This window comes from Rhizobium sp. CB3171 (genome assembly GCF_029714265.1).
Taxonomy (GTDB): domain Bacteria; phylum Pseudomonadota; class Alphaproteobacteria; order Rhizobiales; family Rhizobiaceae; genus Rhizobium.
Genome location: NZ_CP121652.1, coordinates 1,188,255 through 1,206,274 on the forward strand (window position 1 = coordinate 1,188,255; position 18,020 = coordinate 1,206,274).

Genomic DNA, 18,020 nt, shown 5'->3' on the forward strand with positions numbered 1-18,020 from the left:
GGAGTTATCGCAATGGGTTCTCTAAGCATATGGCACTGGCTTATCGTCCTGGCCATCGCGCTGTTGTTGTTCGGCCGTGGAAAGATCCCGGAGCTGATGGGTGACGTTGCCAAGGGCATCAAGAGCTTCAAAAAAGGCATGAGCGACGAGGATGAGACGCCGTCTCAGACGACAGCGTCCCGCACGGTTGAACACAAGGCCGACGAATCGAAATAATCATGTCGGGTGCGCAGGGAGTTGAGACGCTCGCTGTCGGCCCAGGAGCCTTTTCATGTTCGACGTAGGCTGGTCTGAGCTGCTGGTTATCGCCGTCGTGGCGCTTGTGGTCATTGGCCCTAAGGAACTGCCGGCAACGTTGCGGACAATCGGCAAAATGACGGCGCGGGCCCGAAAAGTGGCGGGCGAGTTCCGCGCGCAATTCGATGAGGCCATGCGCGAGGCGGAGCTGGACGATGTGCGCCAGACGATCTCCGATGCGCAAAAGCTCAATCCGATCAATTCATTGCGAGAAGCAATGAACCCGCTGCGGCAGATGGGCAACGAGATCAAGGCCGACTTGCAGCGTTCGACGACCGCCGATCAGCCCGTCGCGGCAACATCGACGCCGGCCGAACCAGTGTCCGAGCCGTCCATGGGGCTGCCGGAAATGTCTCCAATCGTTCCGGCAGCTAGCGAGGCCGCACCGGCCGTATCGTCCGCGCCGCTTATGCCGCAGCCGGCCGCCGTTGCTGGGGAAGCGCCTGCTAAGCCGAAAGCTATTCGCAAGCCTCGGGCAAAAGCACCGGGCAAGACGGACGAGGTCGCTGCTGCGCTGGTCGATACGTCGGTTGTCGCGGAAAAGCCGAAGCGGGCGCCCCGCAAGGTTGCAGCGGCCACGGCCGATGCTCCAGCCGCCGCGGCCTCTCCCAGGAAGCGCCCTGCAGCGAGCAAAACAACGCCTAAGAAGAAGGACGAGGCATGACGGGTGACATCGACGATAAGCCGCAGCCGCTTATCGAACACCTCATGGAATTGCGCACGCGGCTGATCTGGTCGCTGGTGGCGTTTTTCATTGCCTTCATCGGCTGTTTCGCCTTTGCCAAGCACCTCTTCAACTATCTGGTCTACCCATACAAATGGGCTGTCGTCTGGGCGCATCTCGATGTTACCAAGGCCGAGCTGATCTATACCGCACCGCAGGAGTTTTTCTTCACGCAGGTGAAGGTCGCCATGTTCGGTGCGCTGGTGATCTCTTTCCCGATCATCGCTGCACAGGTCTATAAATTCGTCGCGCCCGGGCTCTACAAGAACGAGCGTTCTGCTTTCCTGCCGTTCCTGATCGCATCGCCGATTCTGTTTTTGATGGGCGCCGCACTCGTCTACTTCTTCTTCACGCCCATGGTGATGTGGTTCTTCCTGAAGATGCAGCAGGCGCCGGCCGATGGTCAGGTGGGCATTGCGCTGCTGCCGAAGGTCTCGGAATATCTCAGCCTCATCATGACGCTGGTCTTCTCCTTCGGTCTCGTCTTCCAGCTTCCGGTCATCACTACGCTGCTGGCGCGCGTCGGCCTGCTGACATCGGCTTGGCTGGCGCAAAAGCGCAAGTTCGCGATCGTCTTCGCCTTCATCGTCGCCGCCGTGCTGACGCCGCCGGATCCGATGTCCCAGATCGGCCTTGCACTGCCGACGATCCTTCTCTACGAGATTTCCATCTACGCGGCGCGACTCGTGGAACGCCAGCGTGCCCGGCAAGCGCTCGAGGAGAGTGACGAGACGTCCGATGTCGCCAAGACGGATAGCGTCTGAGCGGCAGGTCCGCATCGTCTTTCCATAAGGTTCTGCCGGTTTAATCTCCGTCCGAAATCTCGGGCGGAGTCATCATCTTGTGCAACGACCTGGAACGACGATGCTTGATATCAGATGGATTCGTGAGAATGCCGAGGCTTTGGATGCAGCGCTTGCTAAGCGCGGAGCCGAGCCTTTGTCGCAAAGCCTCATTGCGCTCGACGAGAAGCGCCGCTCCGTCATCCAATCCGTCCAGGATATGCAGTCTCGCCGCAACGCCGCTTCGAAGGAAATCGGCGCGGCCATGGCGCAGAAGAACACCGAGCTTGCCGAGAAGCTGAAGGCGGAAGTCGCCGAGATCAAAACGTCGCTGCCGGCCGCGGAAGAAGAGGAGCGCGTGCTGACGGCCGAGCTCAACGACGCCCTGTCGCGCATTCCCAATATTCCGCTCGACGACGTGCCGGTTGGCAAGGATGAGCACGACAATGTCGTCAAGCATGCCTGGGGCGCCAAGCCGACTTGGAACCATCCGCCGAAGGAGCACTACGAGATCGGCGAAGCACTCGGCTACATGGATTTCGAGCGCGCTGCCAAGCTCTCCGGCTCGCGTTTTACCGTGCTGACCTCGCAGCTTGCGCGCCTGGAACGGGCGCTCGGCCAATTCATGCTGGACCTTCATACAGGTGAACACGGCTATACCGAAGTCAGCTCTCCGCTGATGGTGCGCGACGAGGCCATGTTCGGCACCGGCCAATTGCCGAAATTCGCCGAGGACCTGTTCAAGACCACGGATGGCCGCTGGCTGATCCCGACTGCCGAAGTAACGCTGACCAACCTCGTCTCCGGTGAAATCCTCGATCAGGAGAAGCTGCCGCTGCGCTTCACGGCGCTGACGCCGTCTTTCCGGTCGGAAGCGGGCTCGGCTGGTCGTGATACGCGCGGCATGCTGCGCCAGCACCAGTTCTGGAAATGCGAACTCGTTTCCATCACCGACGCAGAAAGCTCGATTGCCGAGCACGAGCGGATGACCGCCTGCGCCGAGGAAGTGCTGAAGCGTCTTGGCCTGCATTATCGTGTCATGACGCTGTCGACCGGCGACATGGGCTTCGGCGCCCGCAAGACCTACGACCTGGAAGTATGGCTGCCGGGGCAGGACACCTATCGCGAAATCTCCTCCTGCTCGGTCTGTGGCGATTTCCAGGCGCGGCGCATGAATGCCCGCTATCGCGGCAAGGACGATAAGGCGACGAAGTTCGTCCACACGCTGAACGGCTCCGGCACTGCCGTCGGCCGCTGCCTGATCGCCGTTGTCGAGAATTATCTGAATGACGACGGCTCAGTCACTGTTCCGGACGCACTGCTGCCATATATGGGTGGTCTGAAGAGAATCGAGCGGGCAGCCTGATTTGACAGGACATGATTTTGTCCGAAAACCGCTTCGCGCTATTCGGGATCATGTTTTTGAGCGGTGGGGGCAATGCGGATACTTCTGACCAATGACGACGGCATTCATGCCGAAGGACTGGCCGTGTTGGAGCGCATCGCCCGCACCATGTCCGATGACGTCTGGATCGTGGCGCCGGAGACGGATCAGAGCGGCCTTGCCCATTCGCTGAGCCTTTCCGAACCGTTGCGTCTGCGCAAAGTCTCTGACAAGCACTATGCGCTTCGCGGCACGCCGACCGATTGCGTCATCATGGGCATCCGCCAGGTCATGGACATCAAGCCGGACTTGGTGCTCTCAGGCGTCAATTCCGGCTCCAACGTTGCCGACGATGTCACCTATTCGGGCACGATCGCCGGCGCGATCGAGGGTACGCTGCAGGGCGTTCGCTCCATCGCGCTGAGCCAAGCCTATGTGCATGAGAACGGGACACGCGTCGTTCCCTGGGAGGTGGTGGAGGCGCATGCGCCCGCGCTTCTCAGCAAGCTTATCGATGTCGACATGCCCGACGGCACCTTTCTCAACTTGAACTTCCCGAACTGCCAACCGGACGAAGTCTCGGGCACAGAAGTCACCGCGCAGGGCAATCTCGCCTTCAATCTCCAGGTCGAGGAACGGGCCGATGGTCGTGGTTTCCCATATTACTGGTTGCGCTTCGGCGAACGCAGCGGCATCTTTCGCCCCGGCACCGATATCCATGCCTTGAAACAAAATCGTATTTCGGTAACTCCTTTGAAACTCGATTTAACGGATTATTCGGCGCAAGACCGCGTGGCGCGGGCGCTCGGGTACGGAGTAGCGGATTGACATCTCGTCTGGTCGAGAAGGAAGGCTTTGCAGCCGTCGTGCTGCGGCTGCGGGCCGAAGGCATATTGGACATCGATCTGATGACGGCCGTCGAACAGACGCCGCGCCTACCCTTCGTGCCGCTGCAATTTGCCGATGATGCCTATTCCAGCCGAACGATCCCGATCGAATGCGGTGCCTTCATGGAAGGCATCGATCTCGTCGTCCGCATTCTGCATAGCCTGAAGATCAAGCCAGGCCATCGCGTTCTCGAAATCGGAACCGGCAGCGGCTTCACTGCTGCCGTCATGGGCCGCATTGTCGAGCGGGTGCTGACGGTCGATCGCTACAAGACGCTGACGACGGCAGCGCAGCAGCGCATGGATACGCTCGGCCTGCGCAATGTCATCATCCGCCAGGCTGACGGCAGCGTCGGTTTGCCGGGCGAGGGGACTTTCGATCGCATCCTGGTGACCTCCGCCTTCACCACCATGCCGCGCTTCTTTGCCGAGCAATTGGTTTCCGGCGGGTCGATGATTGCGCCGTTGATACTTTCAGACAATGTCTGCCGCATGGTGCGTCTCACCAAGACCGGCAGTCGCTTCGAGCGCGAGGAACTCTTCGATGTTCCTTATCAGCCGATCGTGCCGATGCTCGCCTCTTATCTTTGAGGCCTAATTTAGATTGAAATCCTTGGGGGTATCCCGCGAACGCGGGGTTTCATCTTCTATGGTTAGCAATTCCTCAAAAAAACACATGTGACGCCAGTGCTTTAACCGCATGGTAAGATTAACGCGCTTTAATCGACCCATAATCGGTTGCGTCTCAAGTGGGTCGAGTCATGGGTTTCAGTCTTTCGTCAAACTTCGGTAAATCGGCAGGGAAAGTCTTGGTGGCCGTTCTCCTGGCGAGTACCGCGACAGCTTGTAGTTCGGACACGACGCGCTTCGGCGGGCTCTTTGCGGGCTCTCCGGATCAGACGACGACCGGCTCGATCAATCGTCGCGGCTTGAATGGGGCAGATGGCGATCCCGTGCCGCGTGCCGATCTCGCCCAGGGCGGCGGTTATCAGCAGCAGGATTATTCGCAGCAGAACGCACCGGTGACGAGGCCCTATCCGAATTCTCCGGCCCGTTATAATCCATCCTATTCGAGTGCTCGCGTATCAAGCGCTCCCGTCGCGATCCAGCGGACCGAGCTTGCAGCGCCGACTGCTTCCGCAGCGCCGGTTCGCTCGCATGTCGCCTCCAGGGGAGAAAGCGAAGCGCTCGCCCAGCCGTTCCCCGCATCGCGTGGCAAAGCTGCGGTGTCCCGCGCAGAGCCGGCTCTGGCTCCGGATACGATGTCGACCGGCACGATCAAGGCGCCGACGGCTGCAGCGCCTTCTTCCGGCTGGACGGCAGTCAACGCGCCAAGCGTCACGCTGCGTCCCGGCGAGAACATAAGCCTGCTGTCGCGTCGCTACGGCGTTCCGGAAAAAGAAATCCTGCGTGCCAATGGCCTGAAGAACAGCGCCAGTGCTCAGCCGGGCCAGCAAATCATCATCCCGACCATGAACGGCGCCGGCGCTCCGAGCCCGGCCAAAGTGGCCTCGGAAGCGACCGACCTTTCCAAGGGCGGCAAGATGCCGGCGCCGGTCAAGGCTCCGGAGCAGGACGCTGTCGTGCTGCCATCCAACGGTCAGATGCGTGGCAAGTCGCAGGCCGGCCTCGCCGATCCCAGCAAGCTCGCTGCCGGCAACGGCAAGGGTCCGCAGCCGAAGGGCGATGGCACCTATGTCGTCAAGCCGGGTGACTCGCTTGCCAGGATCGCGAAAAACGCCGGCGTCAGCGTCGATGCGCTCAAGCAGGCAAACCATATTCAGTCGGGCGGCGGCGTCCGCATCGGCCAGACGCTGAAGCTGCCGCATGGTGCAGTTGCCGAGGCCGAACCGGTGAAGCCCGATCCGGTAAAAACCGCCTCGATCGAGCCGCAAAAGTCCGCAGTGAAGTCTGTTGCAGTGCCGGCCATGGAGCCGAAGCAGGCGGCTGCTGAGCCGACCGTAAAACCGGCTGCGAAAGCCGCCGCGACTAAGACTGCCGCCGCAGAGCCGGCAGCAAAGGCAGCGCCTAAGGCCGTCGCCGCAGCGCCGGCCGCCGATACGGCCAAGCCCCAGGCTGTCGCGGCCGCGGCGCCGAGCCAGTCCGTCGGCGATGCCGCCGCCAAGGCCGACGTGCAGGCTGACGCACCGGAAGCGACAGGGATCGGCAAATATCGCTGGCCGGTCCGCGGCGCGGTCATTGCCGGCTATGGCTCGAACGTCAACGGCAGCCGCAACGACGGTATCGACATCTCGGTTCCGGAAGGCACCCCGATCAAGGCCGCTGAAAACGGCGTCGTCATCTATGCCGGCAATGGCCTGAAGGAACTCGGAAACACCGTTCTCGTCCGTCACGACGACGGCACGGTCACGGTCTACGGCCATGCCGATGCACTTAGCGTCGCCCGTGGCCAGAAGGTTCAGCGCGGCCAGACGCTCGCCACGTCCGGCATGAGCGGTGACGTCAAGCAGCCGCAGCTTCACTTCGAAGTCCGCAAGAATTCGGCCCCGGTCAACCCAATGACGTTCCTTGAATAGGTAGTGCGTCTCAAGGAGTCTGCAAAAAGCCCGGCTACCACCGGGCTTTTTGTCGTTCTAAAGCGCATCGCGATCTCTGGGATCCGCTCTTTGCGCTTTAGGTTCTTAATTTTGCGCATGTCGTTGTCGCACGGCCGCTGCGCGACATGATTTGGAAGGCGATGGTCAATCCCGCTCCAGCACGATCCGCTGCCGACCGGCAAGATCCTGGATATATTGCCATGCCACTCGTCCGGAGCGGGCGCCGCGTGTCGTTGCCCATTCCAGCGCCTCGTGATGCATCTGGGCACGATCGAGCGTGAGTTTGAAATAATCGGCATAGCCGTCGATCATCTGCAGATAATCTTCCTGACTGCACTTGTGGAAGCCGAGCCAGAGACCGAAACGGTCGGAGAGCGATACCTTTTCCTCCACCGCTTCCGAAGGGTTGATGGCCGTCGATTGCTCGTTTTCCATCATATGCCGCGGCAGCAGGTGGCGGCGGTTCGATGTGGCGTAGAACAGCACATTGTCCGGCCGGCCTTCGACACCGCCGTCCAGCGCCGCCTTCAGCGATTTGTAGGCGGTGTCGTCGTGATCGAAGGAAAGGTCGTCGCAGAAGACGATGACCCGATGCGGCGTGGCTTTCAGGATATCGAGCAGTACCGGCAAGGAGGAAATATCCTCTCGATGCACTTCGACCAGCTTCAGCGAGACGCCGGTGGCGCGGCGCACATCCTCATGCACGGCCTTGACGAGCGACGACTTGCCCATGCCGCGCGCACCCCAGAGCAAGACATTGTTGGCGGCGAAGCCTTCGGTGAAGCGCAGCGTATTTTCGTGTAAAATGTCGCGCACATGGTCGACGCCCCGGATGAGGGTCAGCGCCACGCGGTTCGGCCGGGCAACGGGCTGCAGATAGAGCCGGGTAGGGGCCCAGACGAAGCAATCGGCAGCGTCCCAATCGTTGACGGCCGGTGCCGGGCCGGCGAGGCGTTCAAGCGCGTCGGCGAGGCGGCGGACTTCCGCAAGGATCAGCGTGTTTTGATCTTCGGTCACCGTTTTTCCTCCAGAACGTTAGTCGGGAAAGGAGTAAAATGCTCCCTGTCTTGGCGGGTACCATGCTCCTTTCGGGCCCGAAAGGCTAAGAGGCCTGGAAAACAGTACGGTCCGCGGCTGTTTTTGTTGCATTCGCGATGATCACAACTATATTCCGGCCACCTGACGCGGGGCCCGTTCCCGCAAGGAGTTCAAGGGAGTTCTCGATGTTTATCACCAACGCATATGCGCAGAGCGCGACAGATTCAGCCGCAAGCGCCTTTGGCGGTTCCGGCTTTGAAATGATCATCCTGTTTGTGCCGCTGATGGTGGTTTGGTATTTCCTTCTTATCCGCCCGCAACGCGCACAGGCGAAGAAGCGTGAGGAAGTCCTGAAGAATATCCGCCGCGGCGACCAGATCGTCACGAGCGGCATCGTCGGCAAGGTCACCAAGGTCGTCGACGACAAGGAACTGGAAGTCGAAATCGCCGAAGGCGTCCGCATCCGCGTTGTGCGCAGCGCCATCACGGAAGTCCGCGTCAAGGGCGAGCCGGTCAAGGCTGACGCTGCGTAAGGTTTGACGGGCAGGTGGGGCCGAGCAGCTTGCCACGCCAGCGTGCAGTTTCGAAAATCGGATTCGACTTTCGAAGAGAACTGTGCGCAAATTCAAAGTGTTACTGCGCCTTTGCGTGTCCCGGTGAGTGTGGGGGCGCAGTGAGAAGCCAAAACTCGAGAGAGCGATGCTGCACGTCTCCTGGTGGAAGACCGTCCTGATCTGGTTCGCCGTTCTCTTGAGCGTTCTCCTTGCCGTGCCCAATCTGCTCAGCGATCAGCAGCTCTCCTCTTTTCCGGCCTGGTTTGCGCGAAGCAAAGTCGGACTCGGGCTCGATCTTGAGGGCGGTTCACATATCATGCTCAAAATCGAGCGTGGCGATGTCGTCCGGGATCGGCTGGAGACTGTTGTTGGCGATATCAGCGCCAGGCTGCGCACGGTCAATATCAGCTATTCCGGTCTTACCGGCACTGGCCAGAAGATCCAGCTCCGCATCAACGATCCCGCGCAGGTGCAGGCTGCTGTAACTGCCTTGAAGCCGATCACCAGCGGCAAGACGGGAGCGGTCTTGTCGCAGGGCGACAATGGTGCCCTGACCGTCGATATTACCGATGCCGGCATCGATGAGCGTGTCTCTGCATCGATGACGCGCTCGCTGAAAGTCATCCGCAATCGTATCGCTCAGTTGGACGTCGGTGAGCCACTGATCCGCCGGCAAGGCGCGGATCGTGTCGTCATTCAGGTGCCGGGCCTTGCCGATCCGCAGCGCCTGAAGAACCTCCTGAACCAGCCAGCCCAGCTCAGCTTCCGTCTGATCGATCAATCCATGCCGGTGCAGGATGCCATCAATGGCCGCCCGCCCGCCGGTTCGGAAGTGCTGTTTTCCGAAGATGACCCTCCAGTTGGCTATCTCGTCCAGAAGCAGCCTCTCCTCTCCAACATCGACTTTGCCGATGCTGTGGCGGTGTCCAACACCCAGAACAATAACGGCAATATTTCCGTCAAACTGACGGCCGAAGCGACCACCCGTTTTGCACAGACGACGGCTGCCAATCTCGGCAAGAATGTCGTGGTCGTGCTTGACGACCAGGTCATCTCGGCGGCCGCCTTGAAGACCGCAATCACCACCGGCGATATCGATATACCCGGTGATTTCACGGCGCAGGGCGCGCAGGATCTCGCCGTCATGCTGAAGTCCGGGCCGTTGCCCGCAACGCTGACGACGGTCGAAGAGCGGACCATCAAGCCCGGCTTGGGCAATGAAACCATGCGCTCGGGCATAACCGCCTGCATTGTCGCCGCCATTTTCGTTGCCGCGCTGATGATCGGCTTCTACGGACTGCTCGGTGTCGCGGCGACGATTGCGCTTGTCATCAACATCATCATGGTTCTGGCAATCATGGGGCTGTTCGGCATCACGCTGACCCTACCCGGGATTGCCGCCATCGTTCTCATCATCGGTATCGCGCTCGATGCCAATGTGTTGATCTACGAGCGCGTCCGGGAAGAAGAAAAGAAGACCCATCTTCTCGTCGACGCGTTGCGCCACGGCTTCAACCGAGCCGCTGCCACCGTAGCCGATGCCAACCTCACGCTGCTCATCGTCGCGGCCATCCTCTTTTACGTCAGCAGCGGCGCGGTGCGCGGCTTTGCCGCGACATTGATAGCGGGCGTTTTCACCACCTTCTTTACCGCTTGCTTCGTGACGCGTTCGCTCGTCGACGCCTGGATTTCGCATCGCAAGCCGCGCGTGCTGCTGGCGGGTGTGCGAAGCGGCATCTTCGACGGCGCCAATATTCGCTTCATGGGTATCCGCCGCTATTCGTTTACGGTGTCGGCGGCGCTTTCGGTCGCAACCCTGCTTGCCTTCGCAACGATCGGCATGCATCTCGGTATCGATTTTACCGGCGGGTCGATCATCGAAGTTCGCGCCAAGCAGGGCGTTGTCGATCCGGCCAATATTCAATCGCGTCTGCAGGACGTCGTTCCGGGCGATGTACAGGTCGAGCGGCTCGACGATCGGCTAAGTGCGGTGATCCGAGTGCATGCGCAGCAGGGTGGCGAGAACGCCGAACAATCCGCCGTGACCCTCGTGCGCGACGAACTAGGCAGGGAATACGACTTCTCCCGTGTCGAGGTCGTCGGCCCTGCCGTTTCCGGCGAAATCAGCGCGACGGCGTCGCTTGCGGTTCTCGCGGCGCTGGCTGCGATCCTCATCTATATCTGGCTTCGTTTCGAGTGGCAGTTTGCCGTTGGCGCGATTGTCGCCACGCTGCATGACGTCATCCTGACGCTGGGCCTCTTCGTGCTGACCGGCATGGAATTCAACATGACGGGCATTGCGGCACTTTTGACCATCGTCGGCTATTCGCTGAACGATACCGTCGTCGTCTATGACCGGATGCGCGAGAATCTCAGACGCTATTCGCAGATGCCGTTGCCGATTCTGATTGATGCCTCCATTAATCAGACGCTGTCGCGCACGGTTCTGACCTCGGCGACGACTTTGCTGGCGCTGCTCGCGCTCTGTATATTCGGCGGCGAGGTGATCCGCTCCTTCACCTTCGTCTTGCTCTTCGGCGTCGCGGTCGGCACTTTCTCTTCGATCTATATTGCGGCCCCGGTCCTGATCGTCTTCAAGCTACGCCCGGATAGATTCCAGGCTGGCGGCGAAAACAAGGGACAGGCAGGCGGCGACGTTCAATCAGGCAAACCAGCGGTGTGACAGAGTGGCAAAAGGCATAGAAATACGGAACGCGCATTTTCCCGGTCGCGCACCGATCGACGCTTATGGCAATGGCGGTTTTCGATTTGCCGACATGTCGCATCGCGGCTCGCTGCTCTGCCTGCCCTCCGGCATTTACGGCTGGGACATGACGCTGGAGGATGCGTTGACGCCGGCGCATTTCCAGAAAGTGCTCGATGAGGCTGCCGAGATCGAGGTGTTGTTGGTCGGCACCGGCCTGGAACTGCGGCCTTTGCCATCGGAGCTGAGGGCGGCTTTCCGCGCCAGGCAGATTTCTTCCGATTCGATGAATACGGGAGCGGCGGTGCGCACATTCAACATCATGCTGGCCGAGTCGCGCGCCGTTGCCGCGGCGCTGATCGCCGTTTGACGAGGATCTGGCAGGGCATGACGACATTAGCTGCGCCCCGTAGCAACCAGGATCTTTGCCTGGCGACGCTTCGCGACACCGATCGCGACCGCTATCTTGCCTGTCTTCTGGCGCCGGAGGATAAGCGCGGCGCTCTCGCCGCACTCTACGCCTTCAATGCGGAGCTGGCGCGCATCCGCGATTTGGTCCACGAGCCATTGCCGGGCGAAGTGCGCATGCAATATTGGCGCGATCTGCTCGAGGGACAGGCGCATGGGTCGAGCGCGGCCAATCCCGTGGCTGCCGAGCTGCTCGCCGCGAGCGAGCTGCATCGCCTGCCGCGTCAAACGCTGATCGATATGATCGATGCGCGCATCTTCGATCTCTACGATGATCCGATGGAAACGCGCGGCACGCTGGAAGGCTATGCCGGCGAGACGGCGTCGGCGCTGATCCAGCTTGCGAGCCTCGTGCTGTCGCCGGAGGATGCCCGCCGCTCGGCCGACGCTGCCGGCCATGCCGGCGTGGCACAGGCGATTGCCGGGCTGCTGTTGCTGATGCCGCTGCACCGCCATCGCGGACAGCTCTATCTACCGCTGGAAATCTTGACGGCAACCGGTCTCGATCGAGATGCTTTTCTCGCTGGCGAGGACAAGGCACGCATTTCTGCCGCCATCGAAGCTTTCGCCGGCCTCGGCCGCGAGCATCTGGCGAAGGCGAGAGCTGCCGGCAATATTTCGCCGGCGGTATTTCCGGCTTTCCTGCCGGTGGTTTTGGCAGAGCCGGTGCTGAAACGCGCGCAGGCGCTGGGCGCCGACCTGTTCGATCGATCGTTCCTGCAGCCGCAATGGCGCCGGCAGATGCGCATGGCTCTGGCCTCGGTGACCAGGAAAATCTGAAACTGACCACGTTCGCGCAAGTCTCAGAGCTTATAGAGATTGCCGAATATTTGCCCGCATCCCAGGAGAGCCGCTATGGGCATCATCGTCTGGTGCATACTCTTTGCGATCGTCGTTTTCTTTGCCTTCTTCGCAACGCGCATGGCGTCGCAAAACAAGGAAGATGGTCTGCACGATACCGGTCTTGCCATTCTGGAGTTCGGCCGCGCTTTTCCGACGGAGGCCATCCGGCAATTGCAGACCACGGCCAACGGCCAAGCGGTTTTCGTGCGCCTGCATGATGACAAGGCCGGCTTCATGCGGAGCCTGCGCAATCACTTTGCCGTTCATCTGATCGAGCCGGGCAGGGCGCGTGCCAAGGATTCGGGAAGCGGTCGTGGCTTGACCATCGATTTCCTGGATGCTCCGCACCATAACGGCACATTCGAATTCGCGACGCCCGCGGAGGCGGCTGAGGTCTCGCTCTGGCTGCTCGGCAACTATGTTGCGAGCGATGATTCCAAGTCCTCGGCTACCAAGCCGGCGGCAGAGGCCTAGAGAGGCTCAGGCACTTTTGATGATCGCGGGCGCCTGAACCCCCAGCCACGCAGCGCAATCGGCCAGTGCCCGCTTGGCGATCAGTTGCCGTTTCATGATCGTCTTGTCCTTGCCACGGAAGCGCTTGACGCCTTCCGGCTTGACGATCGAACCCGGTTCCAATTCCGGAAACAGCCCGAAATTGATATTCATCGGCTGGAAGGAGCGTTTGCCCGGCTCTTCATCGGAAACGATATGGCCGCCGGTAATGTGGTTGAGCAGCGAGCCCAGCGCCGTCGTATCCGGCGGCAGGGACGGCGACTCGCCCCTGTGCTCGGCTGCCGCGAAGCGACCGGCCAGCAGACCGATGCTGGCGCTTTCGACATAACCTTCACAACCGGTGATCTGGCCGGCAAAACGCAGGCCCGGCCGCGATTTCAGCGAGAGCGAGCGGTCGAGCAGCGTCGGCGAATTGATATAGGTGTTGCGATGCAGGCCGCCGAGCCGTGCGAATTCGGCATTCTCCAGGCCTGGGATCAGCCGGAAAATCTCGGCCTGCGCGCCATATTTCAGTTTCGTCTGAAAGCCGACCATGTTGTAGAGCGTGCCGAGCGCATTGTCCTGGCGTAGCTGTACGACCGCATAGGCCTTGACGCCGGGGTTATGGGCATTGGTCAGGCCCATTGGTTTCATCGGCCCGTGGCGTAGCGTCTCGCGCCCGCGCTCGGCCATCACCTCGATCGGCAGGCAGCCGTCGAAATAGGGCGTGCCTTCCCATTCCTTGAAACCAACGGCGTCGCCGGCGATCAGCGCGTCGACGAAGGCGTTATATTGGGCTTCGTCCATCGGGCAGTTGATGTAGTCCTTGCCCGTGCCGCCCGGTCCCACCTTGTCGTAGCGGGATTGGTGCCAGCAAATGTCCATGTTGATGCTGTCGCGGTAGACGATCGGCGCGATGGCGTCGAAAAAGGCAAGTGCGTCCGCGCCCGTCTCTGCCTGGATGGCACTGGCAAGCCCCGGCGCGGTCAGAGGCCCGGTGGCGATGATCGCCCGACCCCACTCCTTCGGGGGCAGGCCCTGGACTTCCTCGCGAACGACTGTGATCAGAGGGTGGTTTTCGATCGCCTGCGTTACCGCCTCCGAAAATCCATCGCGATCTACCGCCAGCGCGCCGCCGGCGGGAACCTGGTGCTTATCGGCGCAAGCCATGATCAGCGAGCCGGCCAGGCGCATTTCCGCGTGGATGACACCGACCGCATTGCTGGTCGCATCGTCGGAGCGGAAGGAGTTGGAGCAGACGAGTTCGGCCAGACCGTCGGTCTTGTGCGCCTCGGTTCCGCGTACGCCACGCATTTCATGCAGGATGACGGGCACGCCGGCGCTGGCGATCTGCCAAGCGGCTTCGGAGCCGGCAAGGCCGCCGCCGATGACATGGATGGGAGAAACGGAGTTGGTATTTGTCATGCGCGCGTCATTACCACGGGCAGGCCGGCGATCCAATTGCTTTACGCGTAAGCCGGAATCAAAAACGGCGCCGAAGAGCGCCGTTTTGAAGCAGTCCACTCAGTCCGTTGCGATTAACGGAAAGAGCGGGAAGCGATGTTGCGGATTTCGTAGCGGCTAACGCCGATATCCGACAGGGTCTGGCTGGAGAGGTTGCCGAGCTCGTTCAGGGTGCGGCGATAGCTAATCCAGTTCTTGGCAATACGAAGCGGGTTCATTTTCTTGTCCTCAGTCATCTAGTTGCGAGCGGCACGATTGCCGCCTCAGCGCTTGATACTCATATAGGGGCGAGGACGAATATTTTGCAGTGCAAATAAAAAGCGTCTGCTATGCATTTGTGCAATATGACGCCCAAAAAGCCATCACTGCCCAAATTTTATATGACATGTTAGAGCGTATGACTTGAAACGTGGCAGTGATTGCTTGCGAGGGCAAACGGCGTGCACGAATGACGCGCAAAAAAGAACGCCCGCCGCGGTTGTCCGCAACGGGCGTTGTGAAGGCTGTCGCTATTTAGCGAAGCCAATCCGCTAGTTAGCGGCCAGTGGCTTCGCGAGCTACGCGATGGATGTCCGAACGGTCGATACCGAGGTCGTGCAGTTCGCGAGTGCTCATGCGGCCGAGTTCGGTAACGGTCTGACGGTACTTGCGCCAGTTGTTGAAAGAGCGGGTCAGGTTCATTTTATATCCCTTTCGAGGATTTGGAGATCTCGTCGGTTCCGCGATTGGTTCCGTCCTCGATCTGATGAATGCGAATATATGCTGCACTGCGAAAATCAAAAAGAGCGATTGCTACATGCCACCTATGCGCAAGATGCAATCCAATGGGGATGTTTGGTTAACGCGGTGACCGCTTTTTGTGCATAACGGAGTTGCGCGAAAGCAGCCATTTGGCATGCAATTGGTTGAATTCGCGAACTTTAGCTCGAAACATGAGCAATTGACCGGAAGCTATCCATCCGCGGTCGGATCCATATCATCCTGCGAGCCCGTAACGGATTGTAGATCGCTAGAGATTGAGCGCACGAGAAAATTCCCGTTGCCGCATGCTTTGCGCTCTTCCAAATCCTTGAGCCGCCTAAAAGGGGCGCGCAAACGATCTCCGCCGATTCGTAGGGCAATAACCGATTTAATGGGAGATAAAAAATAACGCCCACCGCGGGAGGAGGATGCGGTGGGCGTCATTTGTGGTGATTGACGACTGGGAGGAGGAGTGTCGTCAATCCATCGGAGCGCACTGGGAGGAGGAGTGTGCGGCTCCGAATTCTATATGAGGAATTCATCCTCAGGCTCTTTCCGGCTTTCGCCGAAGCGGCGCGCCACGCCGTCCTTCGATGCTCATAAAATAGTATGACTTTTGATTTTTGTGCAGCGCAATAATTTCATAGGAGGTATGCTTCATGTGCATACGTTGAGATGCGTCAATACCGCAAACGACCATTGTACGAAGTAAGCCTTAACTCTGGATTAACGTGGTGCGACCTTGCGCGAAGCTCGGCCTGTTTTGAAACGCGAAAGAGCGACCTCGATCGCACCCATTTTGTGATAAGACACTCAGGGATGTTGGAATCGCTGTCAGGGGCGCGCGATGTACCGGGCTAGGCTGGAGCGTGATCTTAAGGTCTGGGTGAATAAGGGGTTGGTCGATGGGCCGGCAGCGGCAGCGATTCTCAATGAATATGACAGCCGCCCGGCAAGCTTCAGCCTTGGCCGCGTGCTCGCCGTCATGGCGGCGCTGTTGGTTGGCGCCGCGATCCTGTTGTTCGTCGCCTCGAATTGGGAGGCGATTCCAAGGATCGTCAGGCTCTTTGGACTTATAGCGCTGATCTGGGCCTTTTATCTTGGCGGCGCCTATTCATTCGTCCGCGGCCACCCGGTTCTCGGCTCGGCGGTGCTGATTCTCGGTACGATGAGTTTCGGCGGCGCCATGTCGCTTGTCGGCCAGATGTATAATCTATCCGGCGACGAGCTGACGATGATGATCGTCTGGTTCGCGGTTGCCGCCGTCGCTGCCGTATTGTTTCGCTCGAGCGGGCAGGTGGCACTTGCCGGCTTCCTCGCTTGGGGCTTTTGCGGCTTCTATCTTTGGGAGCACTATGACGCATGGTACGGCATCATGCCCTGGGCGCCGCCGGCTATGGCGGCCGTGCTGATCGCCCTTGTCCGATACGTCGATGCGCCAAGATCCCGGCATCTTGCCTATCTGATGCTTGTCGGCTGGCTGACTTGGATTTTCGCACAGTATGAGAGCCTGCATGCGGCTATCCTGCTTGCTACCGCCGGCATGATTGCCTTCCTGGCCGTCAGCCTTCCGATCTCGCCTTTGACACGGATCGCGCAAACTGCCGGGGCAGCGCCGGCTTTCTACAGCTTCCTCGTTGCTGCCATCGGTCTCTTCGCAATTCATGGAGAGATCAGCGACGGGGTTTTTGAGAATAATATATGGGTTGCAAACAAGCTGCCTCTCATCGTGATCGCCTTCGCGACGCTCGCAAGTGCGATCGTTGCCATCATTCTGAGCGGCCGCGATAACGGTGCTGTGCGCTATCTCGCTTATGTCGTCTTTGCCGGTGAAATCCTCTATCTCGCCGGCGAGACGGTCGGTTCGATCATCGGCACATCGGGATTCTTCCTGATCTGCGGTGTATTGGTCGCGATCGCCGCCTGGCTGGTCATCCGGTTGGAGCGGCGATTTTCCCATCATGACGCCGCTGAGAGTGACAGGCAGGGGGCGCGGGCATGACGATGACAGCCGAGCCAGGCACCGTTGTACGCAATGTCAGCCGCCGCATGTGGATTGCCGCTATCATTGTCGCAGTACTTCAGACAGCCATCCTCGGCTATATGGTTGGCGAACGGGCTTGGGGCCTGCGCAGCGGCGTCGAGGTTCTGTTGAAAACCGCCCCGATCGATCCGCGCGATTTGCTGCGCGGCGACTATGTGACGCTGAACTACGATATTTCACGGGTGCCGGTATCGACCGTGATCGGCGGGATTCCGACGGAAAATCGGAAAAACCAGATTTTGTCCGTCCGCCTTAAGAAGCAGGATGATGGCTATTGGGGCATCGTCGAATCGTCCTTCGGGGCACTGGAGCCGAAACCGGACACGGTCGTTCTCAAAAGCCTGCCTTTCGACTATTTTGCTTACAGCGATAGTGCGCCGTCGCACGCGACGATCTGGGTCACCTACGGTATCGAACGCTATTATGTGCCTGAAGGCGACGGTCGCACCATCGAGGATGCGCGCAATCACGACCGCGTCGCGATTGCCGCCCGCGTTTCGTCCGATGGCGCGGCGCATATCAGAAGCCTGCTTCTCGATGGCAAACCCGTCTACGAAGAGCCCCTTTACTGACAGCGTTTCCGTCTAAAACCAAACAAGGTTCATGGACGGTCGTAGAACCGTCATTTTTCCTTTGCGTGGTTGAAAACGGGTGATATAGAGACGCCGCGCTCCGGAAGGCCCCATGGGCAGGCATTGCCGTGCGGTTTTGGGAACGCGGGTATGGTGAAATTGGTAGACACGCCAGATTTAGGTTCTGGTGCCGCAAGGCGTGGGAGTTCAAGTCTCTCTACCCGCACCAAGGCTGCCTTGTGGACGGGAGAGGCTTAACGGTCTGTCTCCTGACCCGCGGTGGACGCGCCATTTTGCCTAGAGCATCCCGCTTTCTAGTGGAAAGTGGACAAGATGCCCTAGATTCCGAGAGGAAGAGCGACCTTTGCGCATTCGTTCGAACGCGCGGCGCTCTAGCAAAATGATGAGGAATTGCATCCAAGCCACGCTCGGGATTTTCCGGCGTCGTGCTCATCGAAACGAACGGCT

General features: G+C 59.9%; 18 protein-coding genes and 1 tRNA gene. 15 read left to right on the top strand and 4 right to left on the bottom strand.

The genetic code is table 11. The features are described 5' to 3' along the window. Nucleotides 1–12: 12 nt before the first annotated feature. The 7 genes from QA648_RS05905 to QA648_RS05935 all read left to right on the top strand — a co-directional run bounded on the left by QA648_RS05905 (nt 13) and on the right by QA648_RS05935 (nt 6,611). Nucleotides 13–216, top strand: coding sequence for a twin-arginine translocase TatA/TatE family subunit (locus QA648_RS05905; RefSeq protein ID WP_104822927.1), 204 nt, complete (start codon nt 13–15; stop codon nt 214–216). A 55-nt stretch (nt 217–271) separates the two neighbouring features. Continuing rightward, on the top strand, nt 272–961 hold the full coding sequence (tatB, locus tag QA648_RS05910) for a Sec-independent protein translocase protein TatB (protein WP_283050188.1): 690 nt from the start codon (nt 272–274) through the stop codon (nt 959–961). After that, nucleotides 958–1,785 carry a twin-arginine translocase subunit TatC gene (tatC, locus tag QA648_RS05915; protein WP_104822929.1) on the top strand — a complete coding sequence of 276 codons (828 nt, stop codon included), beginning with the start codon at nt 958–960 and terminating at the stop codon, nt 1,783–1,785. The genes tatB and tatC overlap by 4 nt, the downstream gene beginning before the upstream one ends. Nucleotides 1,786–1,885: 100 nt before the next feature. Next, entirely contained in the window at nt 1,886–3,169 is a 1,284-nt protein-coding gene (serS, locus tag QA648_RS05920) for a serine--tRNA ligase (RefSeq protein WP_283050192.1), read from the top strand. A 72-nt stretch (nt 3,170–3,241) separates the two neighbouring features. Then, nucleotides 3,242–4,015 (top strand): 5'/3'-nucleotidase SurE, encoded by a 774-nt coding sequence (gene surE, locus QA648_RS05925; RefSeq protein WP_104822931.1) that lies wholly within the window; start codon nt 3,242–3,244, stop codon nt 4,013–4,015. After that, complete coding sequence (locus QA648_RS05930) at nt 4,012–4,665, top strand: protein-L-isoaspartate(D-aspartate) O-methyltransferase (protein WP_104822932.1); 654 nt, start codon at nt 4,012–4,014, stop codon at nt 4,663–4,665. The genes surE and QA648_RS05930 overlap by 4 nt, the downstream gene beginning before the upstream one ends. 170 nt (nt 4,666–4,835) lie before the next feature. Continuing rightward, complete coding sequence (locus QA648_RS05935; protein ID WP_283050193.1) at nt 4,836–6,611, top strand: peptidoglycan DD-metalloendopeptidase family protein; 1,776 nt, start codon at nt 4,836–4,838, stop codon at nt 6,609–6,611. 165 nt (nt 6,612–6,776) lie between these two features. Here QA648_RS05935 and QA648_RS05940 read toward each other — a convergent pair whose 3' ends face one another. Further along, complete coding sequence (locus QA648_RS05940) at nt 6,777–7,649, bottom strand: ATP-binding protein (RefSeq protein ID WP_104822934.1); 873 nt, start codon at nt 7,647–7,649, stop codon at nt 6,777–6,779. Between the two features lie 206 nt (nt 7,650–7,855). On the opposite strand from QA648_RS05940, the gene yajC reads away from it, so the two are divergent. The 5 genes from yajC (at nt 7,856) to QA648_RS05965 (ending at nt 12,713) form a co-directional block, all read left to right on the top strand. Beyond that, nucleotides 7,856–8,203, top strand: a complete 348-nt coding sequence (yajC, locus tag QA648_RS05945) for a preprotein translocase subunit YajC (RefSeq protein WP_104822935.1) — start codon at nt 7,856–7,858, stop codon at nt 8,201–8,203. A 166-nt stretch (nt 8,204–8,369) separates the two neighbouring features. Next, nucleotides 8,370–10,907: a protein translocase subunit SecDF gene (gene secDF / locus QA648_RS05950; RefSeq protein ID WP_283050195.1), complete on the top strand. Its 2,538-nt coding sequence runs from the start codon at nt 8,370–8,372 to the stop codon at nt 10,905–10,907. 4 nt (nt 10,908–10,911) lie between these two features. Next, nucleotides 10,912–11,298, top strand: a complete 387-nt coding sequence (locus QA648_RS05955) for an Mth938-like domain-containing protein (protein WP_104822937.1) — start codon at nt 10,912–10,914, stop codon at nt 11,296–11,298. Between the two features lie 17 nt (nt 11,299–11,315). Beyond that, entirely contained in the window at nt 11,316–12,176 is an 861-nt protein-coding gene (locus tag QA648_RS05960) for a phytoene/squalene synthase family protein (protein ID WP_283050197.1), read from the top strand. 75 nt (nt 12,177–12,251) lie between these two features. Next, nucleotides 12,252–12,713 (top strand): hypothetical protein, encoded by a 462-nt coding sequence (locus QA648_RS05965; RefSeq protein ID WP_283050199.1) that lies wholly within the window; start codon nt 12,252–12,254, stop codon nt 12,711–12,713. A gap of 6 nt (nt 12,714–12,719) precedes the next feature. Here the strand turns inward: QA648_RS05965 and trmFO are convergent, their stop codons facing one another. From trmFO to QA648_RS05980, 3 genes are all read right to left on the bottom strand, one after another. Then, nucleotides 12,720–14,156, bottom strand: a complete 1,437-nt coding sequence (trmFO, locus tag QA648_RS05970; RefSeq protein ID WP_283050201.1) for a methylenetetrahydrofolate--tRNA-(uracil(54)-C(5))-methyltransferase (FADH(2)-oxidizing) TrmFO — start codon at nt 14,154–14,156, stop codon at nt 12,720–12,722. A gap of 113 nt (nt 14,157–14,269) precedes the next feature. Then, nucleotides 14,270–14,413, bottom strand: coding sequence for a DUF1127 domain-containing protein (locus QA648_RS05975; protein WP_065091553.1), 144 nt, complete (start codon nt 14,411–14,413; stop codon nt 14,270–14,272). Nucleotides 14,414–14,729: 316 nt separating this feature from the next. Then, a complete protein-coding gene (locus QA648_RS05980; RefSeq protein ID WP_007690983.1) occupies nt 14,730–14,876 on the bottom strand; it encodes a DUF1127 domain-containing protein in 147 nt (48 codons plus the stop codon). A gap of 907 nt (nt 14,877–15,783) precedes the next feature. On the opposite strand from QA648_RS05980, the gene QA648_RS05985 reads away from it, so the two are divergent. The 3 genes from QA648_RS05985 to QA648_RS05995 all read left to right on the top strand — a co-directional run bounded on the left by QA648_RS05985 (nt 15,784) and on the right by QA648_RS05995 (nt 17,781). Beyond that, nucleotides 15,784–16,938, top strand: a complete 1,155-nt coding sequence (locus QA648_RS05985) for a DUF2157 domain-containing protein (protein WP_283050209.1) — start codon at nt 15,784–15,786, stop codon at nt 16,936–16,938. Beyond that, nucleotides 16,935–17,552 (top strand): GDYXXLXY domain-containing protein, encoded by a 618-nt coding sequence (locus tag QA648_RS05990; RefSeq protein WP_283050211.1) that lies wholly within the window; start codon nt 16,935–16,937, stop codon nt 17,550–17,552. Before QA648_RS05985 ends, QA648_RS05990 begins: the two co-directional genes overlap by 4 nt. Before the next feature lie 144 nt (nt 17,553–17,696). Beyond that, a tRNA-Leu gene (locus QA648_RS05995) sits at nt 17,697–17,781 on the top strand. Nucleotides 17,782–18,020 lie beyond the last annotated feature (239 nt).

What these genes read in the sequence shown, in the direction of transcription:
- QA648_RS05935 (WP_283050193.1), top strand. Translation starts at nt 4,836, where the DNA reads ATGGGTTTCAGTCTTTCGTCAAACTTCGGTAAATCGGCAGGGAAAGTC.
- QA648_RS05965 (WP_283050199.1), top strand. Translation starts at nt 12,252, where the DNA reads ATGGGCATCATCGTCTGGTGCATACTCTTTGCGATCGTCGTTTTCTTT.
- secDF (WP_283050195.1), top strand. Translation starts at nt 8,370, where the DNA reads ATGCTGCACGTCTCCTGGTGGAAGACCGTCCTGATCTGGTTCGCCGTT.
- QA648_RS05960 (WP_283050197.1), top strand. Translation starts at nt 11,316, where the DNA reads ATGACGACATTAGCTGCGCCCCGTAGCAACCAGGATCTTTGCCTGGCG.
- yajC (WP_104822935.1), top strand. Translation starts at nt 7,856, where the DNA reads ATGTTTATCACCAACGCATATGCGCAGAGCGCGACAGATTCAGCCGCA.
- QA648_RS05975 (WP_065091553.1), bottom strand. Translation starts at nt 14,413, where the DNA reads ATGAACCCGCTTCGTATTGCCAAGAACTGGATTAGCTATCGCCGCACC.
- surE (WP_104822931.1), top strand. Translation starts at nt 3,242, where the DNA reads ATGCGGATACTTCTGACCAATGACGACGGCATTCATGCCGAAGGACTG.
- serS (WP_283050192.1), top strand. Translation starts at nt 1,886, where the DNA reads ATGCTTGATATCAGATGGATTCGTGAGAATGCCGAGGCTTTGGATGCA.
- QA648_RS05905 (WP_104822927.1), top strand. Translation starts at nt 13, where the DNA reads ATGGGTTCTCTAAGCATATGGCACTGGCTTATCGTCCTGGCCATCGCG.
- QA648_RS05985 (WP_283050209.1), top strand. Translation starts at nt 15,784, where the DNA reads ATGTACCGGGCTAGGCTGGAGCGTGATCTTAAGGTCTGGGTGAATAAG.
- tatC (WP_104822929.1), top strand. Translation starts at nt 958, where the DNA reads ATGACGGGTGACATCGACGATAAGCCGCAGCCGCTTATCGAACACCTC.
- tatB (WP_283050188.1), top strand. Translation starts at nt 272, where the DNA reads ATGTTCGACGTAGGCTGGTCTGAGCTGCTGGTTATCGCCGTCGTGGCG.
- QA648_RS05990 (WP_283050211.1), top strand. Translation starts at nt 16,935, where the DNA reads ATGACGATGACAGCCGAGCCAGGCACCGTTGTACGCAATGTCAGCCGC.
- trmFO (WP_283050201.1), bottom strand. Translation starts at nt 14,156, where the DNA reads ATGACAAATACCAACTCCGTTTCTCCCATCCATGTCATCGGCGGCGGC.
- QA648_RS05980 (WP_007690983.1), bottom strand. Translation starts at nt 14,876, where the DNA reads ATGAACCTGACCCGCTCTTTCAACAACTGGCGCAAGTACCGTCAGACC.